The 18,266-nt window shown below is 39.0% G+C and carries 17 protein-coding genes; all 17 read right to left on the bottom strand.

Features of this window, described 5'->3' with window-relative positions; all coding sequences use genetic code 11:
* Positions 1 to 48: 48 nt before the first annotated feature.
* Positions 49 to 132, bottom strand: coding sequence for a stage V sporulation protein SpoVM (spoVM, locus tag QNH17_RS08590; RefSeq protein WP_035445740.1), 84 nt, complete (start codon positions 130 to 132; stop codon positions 49 to 51).
* Between the two features lie 134 nt (positions 133 to 266).
* Positions 267 to 914 carry a thiamine diphosphokinase gene (locus QNH17_RS08585; RefSeq protein WP_283878289.1) on the bottom strand — a complete coding sequence of 216 codons (648 nt, stop codon included), beginning with the start codon at positions 912 to 914 and terminating at the stop codon, positions 267 to 269.
* Between the two features lie 56 nt (positions 915 to 970).
* Positions 971 to 1,615 carry a ribulose-phosphate 3-epimerase gene (gene rpe / locus QNH17_RS08580; RefSeq protein ID WP_283878288.1) on the bottom strand — a complete coding sequence of 215 codons (645 nt, stop codon included), beginning with the start codon at positions 1,613 to 1,615 and terminating at the stop codon, positions 971 to 973.
* Between the two features lie 2 nt (positions 1,616 to 1,617).
* Positions 1,618 to 2,499 (bottom strand): ribosome small subunit-dependent GTPase A, encoded by an 882-nt coding sequence (rsgA, locus tag QNH17_RS08575; protein ID WP_283878287.1) that lies wholly within the window; start codon positions 2,497 to 2,499, stop codon positions 1,618 to 1,620.
* A 42-nt stretch (positions 2,500 to 2,541) separates the two neighbouring features.
* Complete coding sequence (gene pknB, locus QNH17_RS08570) at positions 2,542 to 4,524, bottom strand: Stk1 family PASTA domain-containing Ser/Thr kinase (protein ID WP_283878286.1); 1,983 nt, start codon at positions 4,522 to 4,524, stop codon at positions 2,542 to 2,544.
* Positions 4,521 to 5,279 (bottom strand): Stp1/IreP family PP2C-type Ser/Thr phosphatase, encoded by a 759-nt coding sequence (locus QNH17_RS08565; protein ID WP_283879463.1) that lies wholly within the window; start codon positions 5,277 to 5,279, stop codon positions 4,521 to 4,523. Before QNH17_RS08565 ends, pknB begins: the two co-directional genes overlap by 4 nt.
* 5 nt (positions 5,280 to 5,284) lie before the next feature.
* Positions 5,285 to 6,376, bottom strand: a complete 1,092-nt coding sequence (rlmN, locus tag QNH17_RS08560) for a dual-specificity RNA methyltransferase RlmN (protein ID WP_283878285.1) — start codon at positions 6,374 to 6,376, stop codon at positions 5,285 to 5,287.
* 3 nt (positions 6,377 to 6,379) lie between these two features.
* Complete coding sequence (gene rsmB / locus QNH17_RS08555) at positions 6,380 to 7,729, bottom strand: 16S rRNA (cytosine(967)-C(5))-methyltransferase RsmB (RefSeq protein WP_283878284.1); 1,350 nt, start codon at positions 7,727 to 7,729, stop codon at positions 6,380 to 6,382.
* Positions 7,730 to 7,731: 2 nt separating this feature from the next.
* Positions 7,732 to 8,670 (bottom strand): methionyl-tRNA formyltransferase, encoded by a 939-nt coding sequence (gene fmt, locus QNH17_RS08550; RefSeq protein WP_283878283.1) that lies wholly within the window; start codon positions 8,668 to 8,670, stop codon positions 7,732 to 7,734.
* Complete coding sequence (def, locus tag QNH17_RS08545; RefSeq protein ID WP_144548958.1) at positions 8,667 to 9,152, bottom strand: peptide deformylase; 486 nt, start codon at positions 9,150 to 9,152, stop codon at positions 8,667 to 8,669. The genes fmt and def overlap by 4 nt, the downstream gene beginning before the upstream one ends.
* Positions 9,153 to 9,408: 256 nt before the next feature.
* Positions 9,409 to 11,820, bottom strand: coding sequence for a primosomal protein N' (gene priA, locus QNH17_RS08540; RefSeq protein WP_283879462.1), 2,412 nt, complete (start codon positions 11,818 to 11,820; stop codon positions 9,409 to 9,411).
* A complete protein-coding gene (gene coaBC, locus QNH17_RS08535) occupies positions 11,807 to 13,030 on the bottom strand; it encodes a bifunctional phosphopantothenoylcysteine decarboxylase/phosphopantothenate--cysteine ligase CoaBC (RefSeq protein WP_283878282.1) in 1,224 nt (407 codons plus the stop codon). The genes priA and coaBC overlap by 14 nt, the downstream gene beginning before the upstream one ends.
* A gap of 192 nt (positions 13,031 to 13,222) precedes the next feature.
* On the bottom strand, positions 13,223 to 13,441 hold the full coding sequence (gene rpoZ / locus QNH17_RS08530; RefSeq protein WP_283878281.1) for a DNA-directed RNA polymerase subunit omega: 219 nt from the start codon (positions 13,439 to 13,441) through the stop codon (positions 13,223 to 13,225).
* 1 nt (position 13,442) lies between these two features.
* Complete coding sequence (gene gmk / locus QNH17_RS08525; RefSeq protein WP_283878280.1) at positions 13,443 to 14,057, bottom strand: guanylate kinase; 615 nt, start codon at positions 14,055 to 14,057, stop codon at positions 13,443 to 13,445.
* An 11-nt stretch (positions 14,058 to 14,068) separates the two neighbouring features.
* The gene (remA, locus tag QNH17_RS08520) at positions 14,069 to 14,332 is read right to left on the bottom strand and encodes an extracellular matrix/biofilm regulator RemA (protein ID WP_026566410.1); all 264 of its coding nucleotides are present in this window, start codon (positions 14,330 to 14,332) and stop codon (positions 14,069 to 14,071) included.
* A gap of 60 nt (positions 14,333 to 14,392) precedes the next feature.
* A complete protein-coding gene (locus QNH17_RS08515) occupies positions 14,393 to 15,268 on the bottom strand; it encodes a YicC/YloC family endoribonuclease (RefSeq protein WP_283878279.1) in 876 nt (291 codons plus the stop codon).
* Positions 15,269 to 15,374: 106 nt separating this feature from the next.
* Positions 15,375 to 18,053, bottom strand: coding sequence for a calcium-translocating P-type ATPase, SERCA-type (locus QNH17_RS08510; RefSeq protein WP_283878278.1), 2,679 nt, complete (start codon positions 18,051 to 18,053; stop codon positions 15,375 to 15,377).
* Between the last annotated feature and the right edge of the window lie 213 nt (positions 18,054 to 18,266).

Below are 18,266 nucleotides of genomic sequence, written 5' to 3'. Positions count from 1 at the left end.
AAATTAAACGGGTGCCATTGTAAAACGATATCAACATACATACTTATGCTATTCGTTCTTTTTAAACGCTCCAATCATCGCACGGACAAGTCCGCCTAAAAATTTCGGCAGTTTAATCGTATAAAATTTCATACTGTCCCTCCTCACAAATCTCCCCAGCTTATTTCAACTCAACATTTTTCGAACGCCCTACCATTTTATTCAAACGAACGAAATCAGTACCAAAAACATTGTAGGCACCATTCTGAGTTAGTTACTAAAACATATTAATCATGACTTCTTATCACTATTAATATGCCTTCAGAAAATGAAAAAGTACCATAATCATCAATAAGTTCATTACTAATACATAGTGTTGAACCAATTGAAATATGACGATTTTTCAAAGGAAATTTAAAGCCTTCTAGGGTAAGATTGCGGATATTTAATGTTACAGGAACAAAGGAAATATATTTTTTTGAATCCATTTTTTCAATCTTATAGCTGCCTGCTTCTCTAATAAAAACAATATTATTACGGTCAATGATGCAAATATCCACTTCATTTTTTTCTTGGAACGGAGTGAGCAATAAGTGAACATTCGCAAATAAATGATCCAGCCTGCCTCCAGTTGCCCCAAATAAACGAATGGTGCTTGGATGCTGATTAAGTGCCCAATTAAGGGCTAGCTCCATATCAGTTTCATCCTTTTCCGGTTTATACTTTTTCAATTCTGTAACCCGGTCTTCAATATATATTAACTCATCTGTTGACACAGAATCAAAATCACCAAAAGCAATAGAGGGAGAAATGTTTCTTTTTAATAAATGATATACACCGCGATCAACTCCTACCCAAATTGCATCATTTACTATGTATTCCGTTAAATCTGGCAAAAGCTCTTCAGGGCCTCCTGCTACAATATTGATAATCATAAAAATTCTCCTTTTTTCAGTATGCAAAAAGCCAGCATGTAAGCTGGCTTTCCCCATTAACCTCTTATCAGCGAAATTGCCTCCGCATAATCTTCTTGATTATAAATAGCTGAGCCTGCCACAAGAACATTTGCACCTGCTTCCATGCAAAGCTTTGCCGTTTCTGGGTTAACACCGCCGTCAATCTCAATCTCCATGGCTACACCTTTTTGTTCTGCCATTTCTTTTACTTTTCTTATTTTTGGAAGAACTTCAGGTATGAATTTTTGCCCGCCGAACCCTGGATTGACTGACATTAATAAGACCATGTCAATTTCACCGATTATGTGCTGAATCGATTCAACAGGTGTTGCTGGGTTTAAGACTACACCTGCCTTAATACCAAAGGATTTAATATTTTGAATCGTGCGATGTAAGTGACGACATGCCTCAACATGGACAGTAATATAATCAGCTCCAGCTTTAACAAATGCCTCAATATATTGATCAGGGTTTTCAATCATAAGGTGTACATCTAGTGGCAGTTTGGTGATTGGACGAATCGATTCAACAATCAGGGGTCCAATTGTAATATTAGGGACAAAGTGACCATCCATAACATCAATATGAATGTAGTCAGCTCCTCCTTTTTCCACTGCTAAAATTTCTTCACCTAATTTTGAAAAATCGGCTGAAAGTATGGATGGTGCTATTTTAACCATGTTTAGTACCTCGGCTTTCTATCTTTTATCTCCTGTAGGAAGTCCAAATAATGTTCGTAACGATATCCTGGGATTTCATTTGAGTCAACGGCTTGTTTCACACCACATTTAGGTTCACTCACATGCAAACAGCCCCGGAATTTGCAATTTTCACTTGCTGTTTGAATTTCTGGAAAACAAAAAGTCAAATCTTCGGCTTCAATATTTGTAAATTCCAATGAACTAAACCCTGGCGTGTCTGCTATTAGACCATTGCCAATCTTAATTAATTCCACATGTCTGGTTGTGTGCTTTCCTCTGCCTAGATGCGATGAAATATCATTTGTTTTTAATTCAAGGTCCGGTCTAAGGACATTCAGTAACGATGACTTCCCAACACCAGATTGACCGGCAAAAACAGATATTTTATTATCGACATGCGGACTTAGCAGCTCAATTCCTGCTTCAGTTTCGGAAGAAGTAAGGATTACTTTATATCCTGCTGCTGAGTATTGCTCTCTGTATTTCTTAATCATCTTTTGCTCATCATCGTTGGTAAGGTCCATTTTGGTAATACAAATAAGTGGTTCAATTCGATTAAATTCAACCAGTACTAGGAATCGATCTAATAGGACAGTACTGAATTCAGGTTCAACAGCTGAAAACACTAGAATAGCCTGGTCAACATTTGCAATCGGTGGACGTATTAACTCATTCTTGCGAGACTTTACCTCCATGATATATCCTTCCAAGTCATTTTCTGCTTGAAAAACTACCTCATCCCCTACTAGAGGGGTAATTTTATTTTTTCGAAATACCCCTCTTCCACGGCATTGGATTAACTTATCGTTTCCAAGTACATAATAAAATCCGCTAAGTGCTTTAACAATTTTTCCTTCCGGCATAGCCACACTCCTTGCCTTTCAATTAGAAAACCTCAACTATCATTATTCTGTTTCAGAATAGTTAATTACATCCTCTGCTATTACCTTGGTGTCCCGGATTACTCTGTAGCCAGCTTTTCCGCCGTATGGGATTGTTAACTCAATTTGTTTTTTGGTTGTTTCGGTAATATAAAAGGTTTCTGCCGGTTCCGTCATACTGTGATTCATATCCTCGATGTAAATAAGAACTTCCTGTTTAGGAATAGGTTCACCCGTAACTGGAACGGTTGGTTCGTAATCAATGGTTATTTCCTTCACTACCGTTTTTGGCGGCTTTTCTTCTTTACCTTTTGAAATAATAACGGTTATGGTATCGCCCTTAGTCATTACCGTTCCAGGTTTTGGTTTTTGTGAAATCACCATGTCGGCAGGAACTTTTTCATCATATTTTTCTTCAGTCTTGATCTCGAGTCCTACTAAAGAGGCATAGTCCTCTGCACTTTTTAAGGTGTATTGTGTTAAGTCCTTAAGTTCGATTGTTTCTGGTCCCTTACTAACTTCAAACACTAATACAGTGTCTTCAGGGACAACTTTTTCACCACCTGGAGGTGTTTGACTAAGGATCGTTCCTGGTTCACTTTCATCATATACTTCTGTCTTCTTAATATCTTTAAAATTTCGATTCTCTAATAAAAGAAAAACATCATCGTATTGTCTTCTAACATAATCCGATAGTTCCATTTTTTCTTTGCCTGTACTTATATATAGGTTAACTTTTGTGTTTTCCTTGACTGTTGCGCCAATTTCTGGATCTGTCTTAATGACTTCACCTTGATCAACCACATCATCTGAAATTTCGATTTGTTTCTCTACCTCTAACCCATTTAACTTAAGTTTGGAAATCGCATCATCCAATTCCATCCCACTTACATCCGGGATTTTGATATCTTTAGCAGACAATAAACCAGGTAAAAAGGTTATAGTTAATAGACCTAGAATAGCAAGGGTAAGGAAAGTTACAATTAAGACAGTCGGCCATTTTTTCCGCTTTTTCTTAGTCTCTTTTTCTTTCCCAGGTGTCTCTTTTTTTGTTTGGACAGTTTTATCCGCACTATGAACTAATGTTTCATCAAGATTTTTATGAGGACGGTCATCGGTAATAATGGGTATTGCCTTTGTTGCTTCATCATCGATTGGAATGATAAACTTAGGTTCATTCATTCTTTCTGGATCAAGTGCTGTTCTTATATCCTCTTCCATTTCATCTACACTGTTATAACGATGAAATGGATCTTTTGCAGTTGCCTTCAAAACAATATTCTCTACACTTTGTGGGATGTTTGAATTCCACCTTCTTACAGACGGCGTTTCTGATTGAAGATGCTTTAATGCAATCGAAACAGCCGATTCCCCAGAGAATGGAAGCCTTCCTGTTAAAATTTCAAACATAACAATCCCAAGAGAATAAATATCTGATTTCCTATTTGCCATACCGCCTCTAGCTTGTTCTGGTGACAAATAGTGTACCGAGCCTAAAACCGAATTAGTTTGAGTAATGCTTGTTGCACTCAATGCCATTGCAATTCCAAAATCAGTGATTTTTACATTGCCATTCCGATCAATAAGTATGTTATGTGGTTTAATATCACGATGAATAATATGATTTTGATGGGCATGAGATATGGCTGAAGTTAATTGCATCATAATATCTAAAGCTTTTTCGACACGAAGTGATGCATGTTGGTTTATGTATTGCTTTAATGTTTGCCCATTCACATATTCCATAACGATATAGTAAAGAGAATCCTCTTCACCAACATCGTATATACTAACAATATTGGGATGGGTAAGACTGGTAGCTGACTGTGCTTCTCTATGAAAACGGCGAATAAATTCCTCATCATTCACAAAATCAAGGCGGAGCATTTTAACAGCAACTTCCCTGTCTAAAATCATATCATGTGCTAAATAAACATTAGCCATACCGCCTCCGCCAATCATTTCAAGAACTTTATAGCGGCCGCTTATTCTCTTCCCAATAATCACTGATGATCACCCAATTCATGATCGTTAGCATATTCTAATATAATTAGGGTAATATTGTCTTCTCCACCATTCTCATTGGCAATCTTAATTAATGTAGATGCCTTTTGTTCAAGAGAATCTTCATTTTGGAGAATTTGAATCATTTCTTTTTCATTTACTTTATTGGACAATCCATCAGAGCATAGTAAAAGATAATCTCCTTCTTCAAACATGATTGTTTTAAAATCGATTTTAATATCTTGTTCCGTTCCTAGGGCTCTTAGAATCCAATTTTTCCTTGGGTGATGCTCCGCATCCTCTTTCGAGATTTGTCCGGTCCGAACTAATTCGTTGACAAGCGTATGGTCCTCCGTAAGCTGCTTGAATCCCGCATCATTTAAAATATAACAACGACTATCACCGACATGGGCAATGGTTGTAAAATTCTCTGATGCAATGACAGCCTCAATCGTTGTGCCCATCCCTTCGCACTCCACATGGCTTCTGGAATGATTAAAAAGCAATTGATTCACTTGAAGAACATGCGTTTTTAACCATGCTTCAGCTTGATCAGCTGTTTGAATCCCTTCAGACTTCTCCCACATTTCTTGTAAATGTGTTACCGTCATATTACTTGCAACATCACCGGCAAGGTGACCGCCCATACCATCTGCAACGATGGCAAGGCGGTGTCCGTCCCGATTTACAAAAGTACCACCACTATCTTCATTATTTTGACGAACTCTTCCTTGGTCTGTTTTAAAAACAGCTTTCACTCTTGTCACCTCGTCTCCTCTTTCCGCTCCTTTGCACGAAGTTGCCCACATGCTGCAGCTATATCTGACCCTTGCTCTCGGCGAATCGTTACATTTATACCTTGGTTTTTCAATGTTTTTTCGAAGGCAAAAATTTTATCTCTTGGCGTCCGTACATAATCCCTTTCAGGAACATAGTTGACAGGAATTAGATTCACATGGCACTTCAATCCTTTTAATAATTCAGCTAATTCTTCTGCATGCTCAACTGAATCATTAACTCCGCCAAAAAGACCATACTCAAAGCTGATTCGACGCCCTGTCTTATCGATATAATACCTTACTGCCGTCATTAAGTCATCAAGTTTATATGCCTTGTTAATAGGCATTAACCTCGATCGTAATTCTGTATTTGGAGCGTGCAGAGAAATCGCAAAATTAATTTGTGTGTCTTCATCGGCAAACTTATAAATCTTCGGGACAATTCCACTCGTTGATACGGTAATATGTCGTGCCCCAATGTTAAGCGCTTTTTCATGATTAATTATTTTTAAAAATGACATCATATTATCATAATTATCGAACGGCTCTCCAATACCCATTATAACCACTGAACTAACACGCTCATTAGTTTCATCAAGTGTTTGTTGGACTTTCACAACTTGAGCAACAATTTCGCCTGCTTCCAAATGCCTTTTTAATCCGCCCAATGTAGAAGCGCAAAAGGTACAACCAATTCGACAGCCTACCTGGGTCGTGACACAAACGGAGTTCCCATAATCATGACGCATTAATACAGTCTCAATCGAATATCCATCATGAAGTTCAAAAAGAAACTTAATAGTTCCATCAGATGAGGTTTGTTGAATTGCCGTATTTAATGTAGTTAGCACAAAATTACTTTCTAACTTTTCTCTAAGCCCCTTCGAGACATTACTCATATCCTCAAAAGTTGTAACTCTTTTTTTATAAAGCCATTCAAAGATTTGTTCGGCACGAAATGGCTTTTCACCATTTTCTGAAAGCCAATCCTTTAATTCTTGTAATTGTAATGAATAAATTGATTTTTTCTTAACTTCCGCTGTTGTGTTTGTCTCAGTTGTATTTAATTGTTCCAACTGTTACACCTTCTTTCTTAATACTGCAATATAGAAACCATCTGACCCAATATCTTGTGGAAATATTTGTAAATCAAAACCTGTAATTAATGGCTGAATTGCTTCAGGCATTCGTTTTTTAAATGTTACATCCCCTTCGAATTCAGGGTTGTTTTCTAGAAATGTTTTAACCGTATATTCATTTTCTTCTTTATCAACTGTACATGTACTATAAACAAGAATGCCGCCCTTTTTCAGTAAAGGAGTTACGGACGTTAATAAGTCTTGTTGAATTGTACTTAGCCGCTTTATATCCATCTCTGTTTTGGTATATTTCATATCTGGCTTTCTCCTCATTACGCCGAGGCCGGAGCACGGAGCGTCGAGAAGAATTCGATCAAATGATTCAATCTTAAACTTTTCCTGTAAATGTCTTGAATCAGAGACACTTGTTTTTATATTTTCTAAACCTAACCGCTTGGCGTTGTCATTAATTAATCTTACCTTATGCTGATGAAGATCTACCGAGATCACTTCACCGGTATTGTCCATTTTTTCAGCAATATGGGTACTTTTACCACCTGGTGCGGCGCAGGCATCAAGGACATATTCGTTCGGGGATGCACCTAATGCATAGGCTGCAAGCATCGAACTTTCATCTTGGATGGTAAACATTCCGTATTTGAAGGAAATGGTTGAAGCAAGATTTCCCTTTAAAGAACGAATGGCCTCAGGGATGATCGGGCTTTTTTCGATTTGAAAACCATCTTCCTCTAATATGGAAATACATTCGTCTCTTGAAATTTTTGTTAGATTAACTCGTGCCGTTTGCAATGGTGCGGTTAAGTTAACCTCACACATTTCTTTTGTCTTATCATATCCAAATTGATCTACCCACCTAGTAATAAGCCATTCCGGATGACTAGTTTCAAGCGCGAGTCTCTTATTTGGATCGGCAATTTCCGAAAGTGACGGGAGTCCTTCTCTTTGGATGCTCCTTAAAACTCCATTTACCAAACTGCCGATTCCTTTATGACCACGTTTTTTGGCAATTTCAACTGCTTCGTATATTGCAGCTCTGTCAGGTATTCGATCAAGGTATACCATTTGATATAGGGTGAGCCTTAACAAATGGTGAACCCAATTTGCTAACTTTTTATTTTCTTTGACAAAAGGCTCTAAAAAATAATCAAGCGCCATTCTTCTTTGTAATGTTCCATAGACTAATTCTGTTAAGAGACCGACATCTTTGGCAGGCAGCTCGTTTTTTTCAATGGTAGAATTTAGAAGTAAATTGCTGTAAGCTTGATTCTTCTCAATAGCAACTAGCATGTCCATTGCAATGGTTCGTACATTATTTATTGTTGATGTCATTGCTATTCTCCTAGTCTCGTGCCTACTGAAATTTTAGAACCTCGTAAGAATTGTTCAGAAGGCATTTTTGATTTCCCAGAAGGCTGAAGTTCAATGATTTTAATGGCTGTATCATTTCCCGTACTAACAGTGAAGCTATCAGTTTCTACCTTAAGGACAGTACCAGGGACTTCTCCACTCTGCCCTGCTTCTTTCTTAGCCTGCCATATCTTCACCACTTGGCCATTTAAGGTGGTAAAGGCAACAGGCCAAGGGTTTAATCCACGAATATGGTTATAGATTTCTTCACCGGTTTTTGTCCAGTTAATTTTTTCTTGTTCTCGTTTAATGTTGGATGCAAAGGTCGCATCAGCATGGTTCTGCGGCTTTGGCGTAAGTCGGCCCTCAAGAAGAAGCGGCAAGGTTTCAGATAATAATTTAGCCCCTGCGTCACTTAGTTTGTCGAAAAGTGTTCCGACATTGTCTTCCTCAGTTATTGGAACTTCTACACTTGTTAAGATATCCCCAGCATCTAATTTCTCAACCATATACATGATTGTCACACCTGTTTTCTGTTTTCCCTGAATAATAGCGTAATGGATAGGAGCGCCGCCGCGAAGTTCGGGAAGCAAGGATGCATGAACATTGATACAGCCGTATTTTGGAGATTCCAATAATTTATTTGGTAAGATTTGACCAAACGCTGCCGTAACAATTAAATCAGGTTTCAATGATAGGATCTTCTCGAGTTCTTGTTCTTGACGTATTTTTTCTGGCTGAAAGACCGGAATATCATGTTTTAAAGCCTCAACCTTTACTGGAGGAGGTGTCAATATCTTTTTCCTGCCAACTGGTCGGTCTGGTTGTGTCACTACACCAATGACATCGTATCCGTCATTAATAATTTGTTGTAAAACCGGCACGGAAAAATCCGGGGTGCCCATAAAAACAATTTTGGTCATTCAGCTTCTACTCCTTTTAACTCATCTTCCTCTAGATATCTTGTCACCTTGGTTGTAAATAAAATCCCATCAAGGTGATCGATTTCATGTTGAATGGCTCTTGCGAGGAAGCCCTCTGCTTCTAATGTATATTTTCTCCCTTTACGATCAAATGCCTCAATTTTAACAATATTGGGTCTTGTCACTTCACCAAACAATCCAGGGAAACTTAGACAACCTTCTGGTCCAGTTTGTTCACCAGATGTTTCTAAGATTACTGGGTTTATCATTTCAATTGTCCCTAATTCATCATCGATATCAACAATTGCAATGCGTTGGTCTAATCCAATTTGCGGGGCAGCAAGGCCTACCCCATCATATTCAATCATTGTGTCATACATATTATCAAGTACTTTGGCCAGCTTTCTATCAAACTTCACAACTGTCTTGCAAGTCTGTTCAAGTATTTCAGCTGGGTAATTTACTACTTTTAGGATTGGCAAATCATTTCCCCCATAAATGCTACGCTATAAATATATGTTGATTTGCGCTCCAGGCACGAGCGGTTCGCGGGCGGTCCGGTGAGCCTCCTCGGCGCTATGCGCCTGTGGGTCTCTCCTGCCCCGTCCTCCCGCAGGAGTCTCGCGCCTTCCGCTCCAATCAACATGGCTAGAATAACACAGCTAAATTTTTTTATTGCTTACATTTTCACCAAAAATGCAAAATATTAACCTTTGGAAGCATCTGGTCTTAAGCTGGTTACATTAAAATAAATGGATTCACATCTATTGTTACCAGTAAGCCACTCTTTGTGTCTGTTTGATATTGATCCAAAATGGTTTTTAACATTTTTGTCAAGTTCGGTTCCCGCTTGTATTTTATCAGACATTGATAGCGATATCTATTATTTATCCTAGGAATTGGAGAGGCAGCTGGCCCTAAAACGACGGCAGCATTTGAAACCTGGGAGCGGACATAATTAACAATTTTCTCGGTAGCTGTGACGACTGTCATTAACTGTTCATGACTGACAGTAATCAATGATAGATAATAAAAGGGTGGATAATGATGTGTTTTACGCATCATCATTTCTTGTTGATAAAAGAGATCATAATCCTGTGTCCCAGCAAGCTCAACACTATAATGTTCAGGAGTATAGGTTTGAATAATCACCTCTCCTGGCAACTGGTGTCGTCCTGCCCTCCCACTTACTTGTGTTAATAATTGAAAGGTTTTTTCAGAGGCACGAAAATCTGGTAAATGAAGCATAGTATCAGCCGAGAGCACACCAACTAAGGTGATATTGGGGAAATCCAAGCCTTTAGCAATCATTTGTGTCCCGAGGAGAATATCTGCTTTCCCATTCTGAAAATCGGTTAATAATCGTTCGTGAGACCCCTTTCGTCCTGTTGTATCCACATCCATACGAATTACCCTAGCTTCTGGAAGAATTTTTCCCAACTCATCTTCCACCTTTTGTGTACCGGTCCCAAAATAGCGGATATATTCACTGGAGCACTCAGGGCATTGCGTCGGCACATGGCTTTCATAGCCACAATAATGACATTTCATTTGTTCGTGAACACGGTGGTAGGTTAGCGATATATCACAATTAGGACAATTCATCACGAACCCACAATCCCGGCACATCACAAATGAGGAATGTCCACGTTTATTTAAAAATAAAACAGATTGTTGTTTTTTTTCAATACGGTCCTTTAACATTTCAAAAAGCTTGCTAGAAAACATCGAACGATTTCCATTCCGAAGCTCTTCGCGCATGTCAATGATCTCCACTGAAGGCAGGGATTGATTATTCATCCGATTAGGAAGTGATAAAAGATGATACACCTTCTTTTGAGCCCTAGCAAATGATTCGAGCGATGGGGTTGCACTTCCAAGTACCACTGGGCAGTGATAGTTTTTTGCCCTTTCGATGGCTACATCCCTGGCATGATAACGAGGCATTTCCTCCTGCTTATAACTTGTTTCGTGTTCCTCATCAATGATAATGATGCCTAAATTCTCAAATGGTGCAAAAATTGCGGATCTAGCCCCAACTGCTACTTTTACTTCCTTACGTTGAATCTTGCGCCATTCGTCATATTTTTCTCCTGCAGATAAACCACTGTGCAAAACAGCTACTAAATCCCCAAATCTTCCTTTAAAACGATTAACCATTTGAGGGGTAAGCGAAATTTCCGGTACAAGAACAATCGCCTCCTGTCCTCTCTCAATCACCTCTTGGATTGATTGAAGGTAGATTTCTGTTTTTCCACTTCCTGTTACCCCGTACAGCAAAAATACCTCATGTCGATTGGCTTCAATGGAGTTAAGAATTGGCGCAATCGCGGTTTGTTGGGAATTGGTTAATGGTAAAGGCTTCGTTCTTTTAAACGTCTTATCTTCAAATGGATTACGATATACCTCCATGTCATACTCAATTAGGAGCTTTTTTTCGACAAGCGCTTTAATGGTTGAGGATGTCGTTTTCATTTCCGCGACCAGTTGTCTTAATTCGACTGGTTCAAAGTGATCGACAAAATAACTTAATACTTGTTTTTGTTTTTCTGCTTTCTTGGGGAAACTCTCAATGACCTCTTTTAATTCATCAACAGAAGTTAATGGACGGACAAACTTAAGTTGTTTCTTTTTGACTTTTTCCTTAACAAGGTATGTGACTTCCAGTTTTCCTCTGGTTGCCTCTTTTTGTAATAAGGGAACCATTCCATTTTTTAATGCGACTTCCCAATCAACCATTACTTTATTTTCAAAAAGAGCTTGGAGGGGTTCTGATAAATCAGCCAGTTGTACCCCTTCAGCAAGTTTCACTTTTTTTTCATACTTTGCTTTTAATGCAGCGGGAAGCATCACCTGATAGGAAAAAATCTTAAAACAAAGTGTATGTTCGGTCAGCCAATCGCCAAGTTCTAATAATTCTTTGTTTAAAACAGGCTCGAGCTCCATTGGTTCGATAATCTCTCTTAACTTTTTAAATTCTGATTGTGATTTTAATGAAGTGACAAACCCTTGGATCTTTCGAGGACCGAATGGGACGATTACTCTCATTCCAGGCTTGATCACTTCGCTCCACTGCTCTGGAATCAAATAATCGAAGGCCCGGTCCGTTTGTTTTGTCGGTACATCCACAATCACACTAGCTATTTCCATTTTCATCCATATCCTTCAAAAGGGAAGTAATTTCTTCAATAATCATTTTTGCTACATTGCTTTTTGACATAAGTGGTAAATCGACTGAGGTTCCTGAGCGTTTATACAGGGTCACAATATTCGTGTCCGTTCCAAACCCTGCCCCTTCCGCTTTCACATTGTTGGCGACAATCATATCAGCATTCTTGGCAGCTAATTTTTTTCTTGCATACTCTTCCACATTTTCTGTTTCAGCGGCAAAGCCAACAAGCACTTGGTTCTTCTTCCTCTTTCCCAGTTCCATCAGGATATCTTTTGTTCTTTCCAATTCAATACTCGAATCACCAACTTGCTTTTTTACCTTATGTTCATAGGTGTTTTTCGGACGGTAATCCGCAACGGCTGCTGTTTTTATGACAACATCCGCTAATGAATAATATTCCAAAACAGCCTTGTACATTTCTTCAGCGCTTTCCACTTTCACCACTTCGATTCCTAAAGAAGCTGAAAGATTGACCGGACCTGAAACCAATACCACATGAGCCCCTTGTCTTTTTGCCTCTTCAGCTAGGGCATACCCCATTTTTCCTGTCGAATGATTTGAAATAAAACGAACAGGATCAATCTTTTCACGTGTTGGACCTGCTGTTACCACCACAGTTTTTCCTTTTAATGGCTGGTGATCCTGGTTGATAAAAAATTCCCGGATGAGATCCACAATTTTTTCCGGTTCTTCTAAGCGTCCCTTTCCAACATAGCCACAGGCAAGATATCCTTCACTAGGTTCGATGAATTGATAACCATATTCAGCTAAAAGTGATAGGTTTTTTTTCACAGCAGGATGATCGTACATATGTACATTCATAGCAGGGGCAATCCAAACAGGTGAGGTGGCTGCAAGCAGTGTTGTTGTTATCATATTATCAGCGATACCACTCGCAATTTTCCCAATCGTATTTGCCGTAGCCGGAGCAACTAGAATTAAATCAGCCCAATCTGCTAAATCAATATGTGCAATGACTCGCGGATTGATTTCATCAAAAGTATCAACATACACTTCATTGCGGGATAATGCCTGAAAGGTTAATGGGGTAACAAACTTTTGAGCTGATTCACTTAAAATAACTTTTACTTGTGCTCCAGTTTGAACAAGCTTACTTGTTAGTGCTGCTGCTTTATAGACAGCTATTCCACCTGTCACACATAATAATATTTTTTTATCTTTCATCATTGCTTCCCCCGCTTCTTAGTCCATTAGTCTTTCTTTTATTATGCAAGAATGAATGCAAATTTTCATCTTTTACCTACTATCATTCGACAAAATCCACTAAAAATAGAATCTCCAAAATAAAAAAGGCTGACACGTAAGGTTTCTCCCTGTTGTCACGCCTTCTCTAATGATTTCTAATCATATAATTATATATTATTCAGCAGATGCATCTGCCTTTTTAGAAATCCGGTACGTTAATTCACCACTATAAATTTCCTCAAGTGCTTTACCAACATGCTTATGGGAAACATATTTTGGTAATCTTTCATCCTTTACTTGGGACATTACCCGTGCACGTTTTGCAGCTACGGACACTAGTGAGTATTTAGAATCAATTTTTTCAAGCAAAGAATCAATAGAAGGATATAACATCTTATTCAACCTCCAGTAATTTTTTATAGCGATGTTCTACACGTTCTCTGCGGCAATGTTCTGCAGTGACAATAGCTTTCACTCGTTCACAAGCACGCTCTACCTGGTCGTTTTCAACGACATAATCATATAATTCCATCATTTCAATTTCTTCTCGGGCAGACAACATCCGGTTTTGGATAATGTCATCTGTTTCTGTTCCCCTTGTGACAATTCGGTTCTTTAATTCGGTTAAACTTGGCGGCATAAGGAATATAAATAAACCTTCAGGAAACTTTTCACGTACCTGACGGGCACCTTTTACTTCAATTTCTAAAAAGACGTCTTTTCCAGCATCTAATGTTTCACGAACATAGTCCACAGGAGTACCATAATAATTGCCCACAAATTCGGCATACTCTAACAGCTTTCCCTGCTTGATTAAATGTTCAAACTCTGCCCTTGACTTAAAAAAGTAATCTACTCCATCAATCTCCCCTTCTCGAGGTGAGCGGGTTGTCATCGAAATGGAATACTCAAAAGCTGTATCCGGATGTGAAAAAATTTCTTTCCGTACCGTTCCTTTTCCAACCCCAGATGGCCCAGAAAGTACAATTAACAATCCTTTTTCCTGCATTTTTAAAAATCCTACCCTTCATCAATTATTTCATCACGATCAGCTAAACGGTGTGCAACCGTTTCTGGTTGAACGGCTGATAGAATAACATGGTCACTATCCATAACAATTACTGCTCGTGTCCGTCTACCGTAAGTGGCGTCAATTAATGCCCCGCGGTCGCGGGCATCCTGAATAATTCTTTTAATTGGAGCAGATTCAGGGCTGACAATTGAAATAATTCGATTGGCAGAAACGATATTGCCAAATCCAATATTAATTAATTTAATCGACATGGTCTTCATCCAATCATTAATAATATATTTTGACCGTCTCAAACCTTTTCTAAACAAGGTTCACTCGATATTTTGAACCTGTTCCTTCAGCTTCTCGAGCAAACTTTTAATATCAACCACCTGTTTAGCAATGTTGGAGTCATTTGCTTTTGATCCAATCGTATTTGCTTCTCTGTTCATTTCTTGAACGATAAAGTCTAACTTTCTTCCAATTGGTTCCATACTTTGCAGGGTATGCAAGAACTGTTGAATATGGCTTTTTAACCGGGTAATTTCTTCACTGATATCTGCTTTATCAGCAAAAACGGCAACTTCGGTTAATATCCTCGTTTCATCCAATTGGCCATTAACGAATTCTTCCATCCTTTTTGTTAAGCGCTCTTTATATGATTGAACAACGAGTGGAGCGAATTTTTGAAGTTCTATCACATTAAATTCTAATTGTGACAAGATAGCGAGCAAATCCTTTTTTAATTCATCTCCTTCTGCCAATCGCATTTGTTTTAATAAATTGGCAGCTTCCTCTGTTGCTTCTAGAACTAGCTTTTCAAGCTCATCATTGCCGATTTCACTTTCTTCAATATGTAAGAGTTCACTTCGACTAAGTAAATCCTGAAGTGTGACTATTCCTTCAACATTATACTTTTCATGTACCTGATTGATAATTTGAGAATATTCATCAAGGAGTTTCCAATCAACATGTACTTTCCGGGTTACGCTACCTTCACCCTCTAAGCTGACATAAACTTCAACTCTGCCACGGCGGATATACTGACTTAGTTTCTTTTTCAAACGATCTTCTATTTTTAATAGCTGCCTGGGCATGCGGATATTCATTTCACAAAAACGGTGGTTTACTGTTTTTATTTCCACATTAACAGAGAATAAATCTGACTCTGCCTTAGCTCTTCCGAACCCCGTCATACTAGTTACCATTTTGTGCACATCCAATCTCTTGAAAAATTGATCTGCTCCCTAAATTTTTCAAAAAAGACAAAAGGTAATAGAGTGGAATCTATTACCTTTTGGATTATAACACACTTTATTTTGTTTTTCTTAACAAAAATGAACCTGCTAGTAAAAAAGTTGGAATCGATGATAACCCAACAATCAGCAACCAATCCTTAGCTGCAATCGGGAGCGTATGAAAAACAGGCTGTAATGGCTGGTAATAGATAACTACCAGCATCAACACTAGTGACGAAATCACCGCCCAAACAAGATACTGATTTCCAAAAGGATTTCTCGAAAGAACTGATTTTTCACTGCGGCAATCAAATACATGAATGAGCTGTGCCATAACGAGTGTTGCAAAAGCAACAGTTTGTGCATATTGCAACTGTGTCGGATCGTTATGATAGACAACAATGAAGGACAATAATGTTACAACCCCTATTAAAAAGCCCCGCGATACAACTTTCCAGCCTAACCCGCGCGAAAAAACACCTTCATCTGGGCTGCGTGGCTTACGTTTCATCACATTTTCTTCTGGTCTATCAAGTCCAAGTGCCATCGCTGGCAATCCATCTGTTACCAAATTAACCCATAGAATTTGTATAGGGATCAGCGGGAGTGGCAGCGCTAAAACCATCGCAAACAACATAACCAAAATTTCACCAACATTGGAAGCTAGTAAGTATCGGACAAATTTTCGGATGTTTTCGTATATATTTCTACCTTCAACAATCGCTGCCTTAATTGTCGCAAAGTTATCGTCCAACAGAACTAGTGCAGATGCCTCTTTTGCAACATCTGTACCGGTAATTCCCATCGCTACTCCAATATCAGCTGCTTTAATGGCTGGAGCATCATTTACTCCATCACCCGTCATCGCAACAATATGGCCGCGATTTTGTATTGCTTTTACAATTTTCAGTTTATGCTCTGGTGATACTCTGGCGAAGACGGAAACATCATCAACGACTTCTTCCAATTCTTCTACAGACATTTGCGATAGGGCATTTCCATCAATAACCTTACTCTTATTGGTTATGATTCCAAGTTGGGAGGCAATTGCTTTTGCTGTGATCACATGGTCACCAGTAATCATAACTGTTTTTATGCCTGCCTCCTTACATTCCTTGACAGCCTTTTTCACTTCAGGTCTTGGCGGGTCTATCATTCCCTGGATACCAATTAGGGTTAGATTCTTCTCTGCCTCATGCTCACTTAATATAACGGTATTAGCCTGAATTGGTTTAAAGGCAATCGCAATTGTTCGAAGAGCCTGTGACGCAAGACCGTTTATTGCCTCTTGTACTTTAACCTGTGTTTCTTTATTTAAAAATTGGGTTCTCTCGTCCCAAAGGACAGATTCACTAATTCCTAATAGGACATCTGGCGCCCCTTTGGTGACAATGAAATTCCGTCCCTGCTTGTCTTGAACATGCACACTCATCATCTTACGTGCGGAATCAAAGGGGAATTCTTTAATAATTGTAAATTCATCTAATAATTTTGTACGATCAAAGCCTGCTTTCATAGCACTTACTAATAGTGCTCCTTCAGTTGGATCTCCATCAAGAAAATAATCATCATCCCTGACAACTAAATCTGAATGATTGCATAACATCCCAAAAATCAGCATCTGCTGCAGTGCTTTTTCATCTCTAGGGTTAATATTTCGTTCATTTCTATAAAAATTTCCTTGGGGTTGATAACCGACACCATCTACAGTCCAGGTTTGCCCTCCGCTCCATAAGTGGGTAACGGTCATTTTGTTTTGCGTCATCGTTCCCGTTTTATCTGAACAAATGACCGATGCACAGCCAAGTGTTTCAACCGCTGGAAGCTTCCTAACAATCGCATTTTTCTTAATCATTTTTTGGACACCAAGGGATAATGCTACTGTGACAATCGCTGGGAGCCCCTCTGGAATGGCGGCAACAGCAAGTGAAACACCTGCTAAAAACATCTCATAGATGTCGTGGCCCCTTAAAACACCAACCACTACAACCAGAACAGTTAACAACAATGCGACAGTTATTAAAATTTTTCCCAATTGTTCTAAGCGCCGCTGTAATGGTGTATCCTGTGTCTCTGCATTTTGGAGTAAATCAGCAATTTGCCCCATAGCTGTTTTCATTCCTGTTGCAATGACGACTCCAACACCGCTACCCCTCGTAATCATTGTACCCATAAAGGCAATATTCTCCATATCACCTATTCCTGGGTTTGGATTAGCTAATGCTTCGATATGTTTAGAAACAGGAACAGACTCACCTGTAAGGGCCGATTCTTCAATCTCTAAACTTTTTGATTCAATTACCCTCACATCTGCACCAATTCGGTCCCCGCTAGTAAACTTCAAAACATCCCCAATAACAATTTCTTTCGATGGGATCTTGATCCACTGTCCATCCCGAAGCACTGAAACTTGTGGAGCAGATAATTCCTTTAAAGCCTGAAGTGATTTCTCTGCTCTTCTTTCTTGATAGAAGCCTAGAAAGCCATTAATAATGACGATGGCGATAATCGCAATGGCATCAATGTATTCACCAAGCAACCCAGATATCAGTGTAGCAGCAAGTAGAACTAAGACCATAAAATCCTTAAATTGACTAAAAAATAAGAGTAAAGCTGATTGCTTTTCTCCTTCGTCCAATTCATTTAGACCGTGCAGCTTCACCCGTTTTTTTACTTCTTCCTGCGATAATCCAGAAGAAAAGTCGGTTTCTAGGGCCTTTTCTACTTGATCTATCTTCATTTCATGGAATTTCATCCGACCATCTCACTTCCCCCTTTAATACCTTGTTTAGTCTAGCTCCAACGCCTAGCCCCTCGAGGTCGCTTCGGTCCTGCCGATGAAGTCAAAGAACGACTTCACCGTCATGCCCTCCAGCGCTTGTCGGGGCTGACCAGGCGTTTCCGCTTTTCATTCCTAAAGAAAGCTTATTCAGGGTCGTCCCAAAAAATGCTATGATATAGTGAAAGA

This window comes from Neobacillus sp. SuZ13, assembly GCF_030123365.1.
Taxonomy (GTDB): Bacteria; Bacillota; Bacilli; order Bacillales; family Cytobacillaceae; genus Neobacillus.
The sequence above is the reverse complement of the archived record's forward strand: the minus strand, read 5'-3'. Positions and strand labels throughout refer to the sequence as shown.

Bases quoted from the DNA above. Each gene is read 5' to 3' on its own strand.
- spoVM (WP_035445740.1), bottom strand. From the start codon at position 132: ATGAAATTTTATACGATTAAACTGCCGAAATTTTTAGGCGGACTTGTC.
- QNH17_RS08585 (WP_283878289.1), bottom strand. From the start codon at position 914: ATGATTATCAATATTGTAGCAGGAGGCCCTGAAGAGCTTTTGCCAGAT.
- rpe (WP_283878288.1), bottom strand. From the start codon at position 1,615: ATGGTTAAAATAGCACCATCCATACTTTCAGCCGATTTTTCAAAATTA.
- rsgA (WP_283878287.1), bottom strand. From the start codon at position 2,499: ATGCCGGAAGGAAAAATTGTTAAAGCACTTAGCGGATTTTATTATGTA.
- rsmB (WP_283878284.1), bottom strand. From the start codon at position 7,729: ATGACATCAACAATAAATAATGTACGAACCATTGCAATGGACATGCTA.
- fmt (WP_283878283.1), bottom strand. From the start codon at position 8,670: ATGACCAAAATTGTTTTTATGGGCACCCCGGATTTTTCCGTGCCGGTT.
- priA (WP_283879462.1), bottom strand. From the start codon at position 11,820: ATGGAAATAGCTAGTGTGATTGTGGATGTACCGACAAAACAAACGGAC.
- coaBC (WP_283878282.1), bottom strand. From the start codon at position 13,030: ATGATGAAAGATAAAAAAATATTATTATGTGTGACAGGTGGAATAGCT.
- rpoZ (WP_283878281.1), bottom strand. From the start codon at position 13,441: ATGTTATATCCTTCTATTGATTCTTTGCTTGAAAAAATTGATTCTAAA.
- gmk (WP_283878280.1), bottom strand. From the start codon at position 14,057: ATGCAGGAAAAAGGATTGTTAATTGTACTTTCTGGGCCATCTGGGGTT.
- remA (WP_026566410.1), bottom strand. From the start codon at position 14,332: ATGTCGATTAAATTAATTAATATTGGATTTGGCAATATCGTTTCTGCC.
- QNH17_RS08515 (WP_283878279.1), bottom strand. From the start codon at position 15,268: ATGGTAACTAGTATGACGGGGTTCGGAAGAGCTAAGGCAGAGTCAGAT.
- QNH17_RS08510 (WP_283878278.1), bottom strand. From the start codon at position 18,053: ATGAAATTCCATGAAATGAAGATAGATCAAGTAGAAAAGGCCCTAGAA.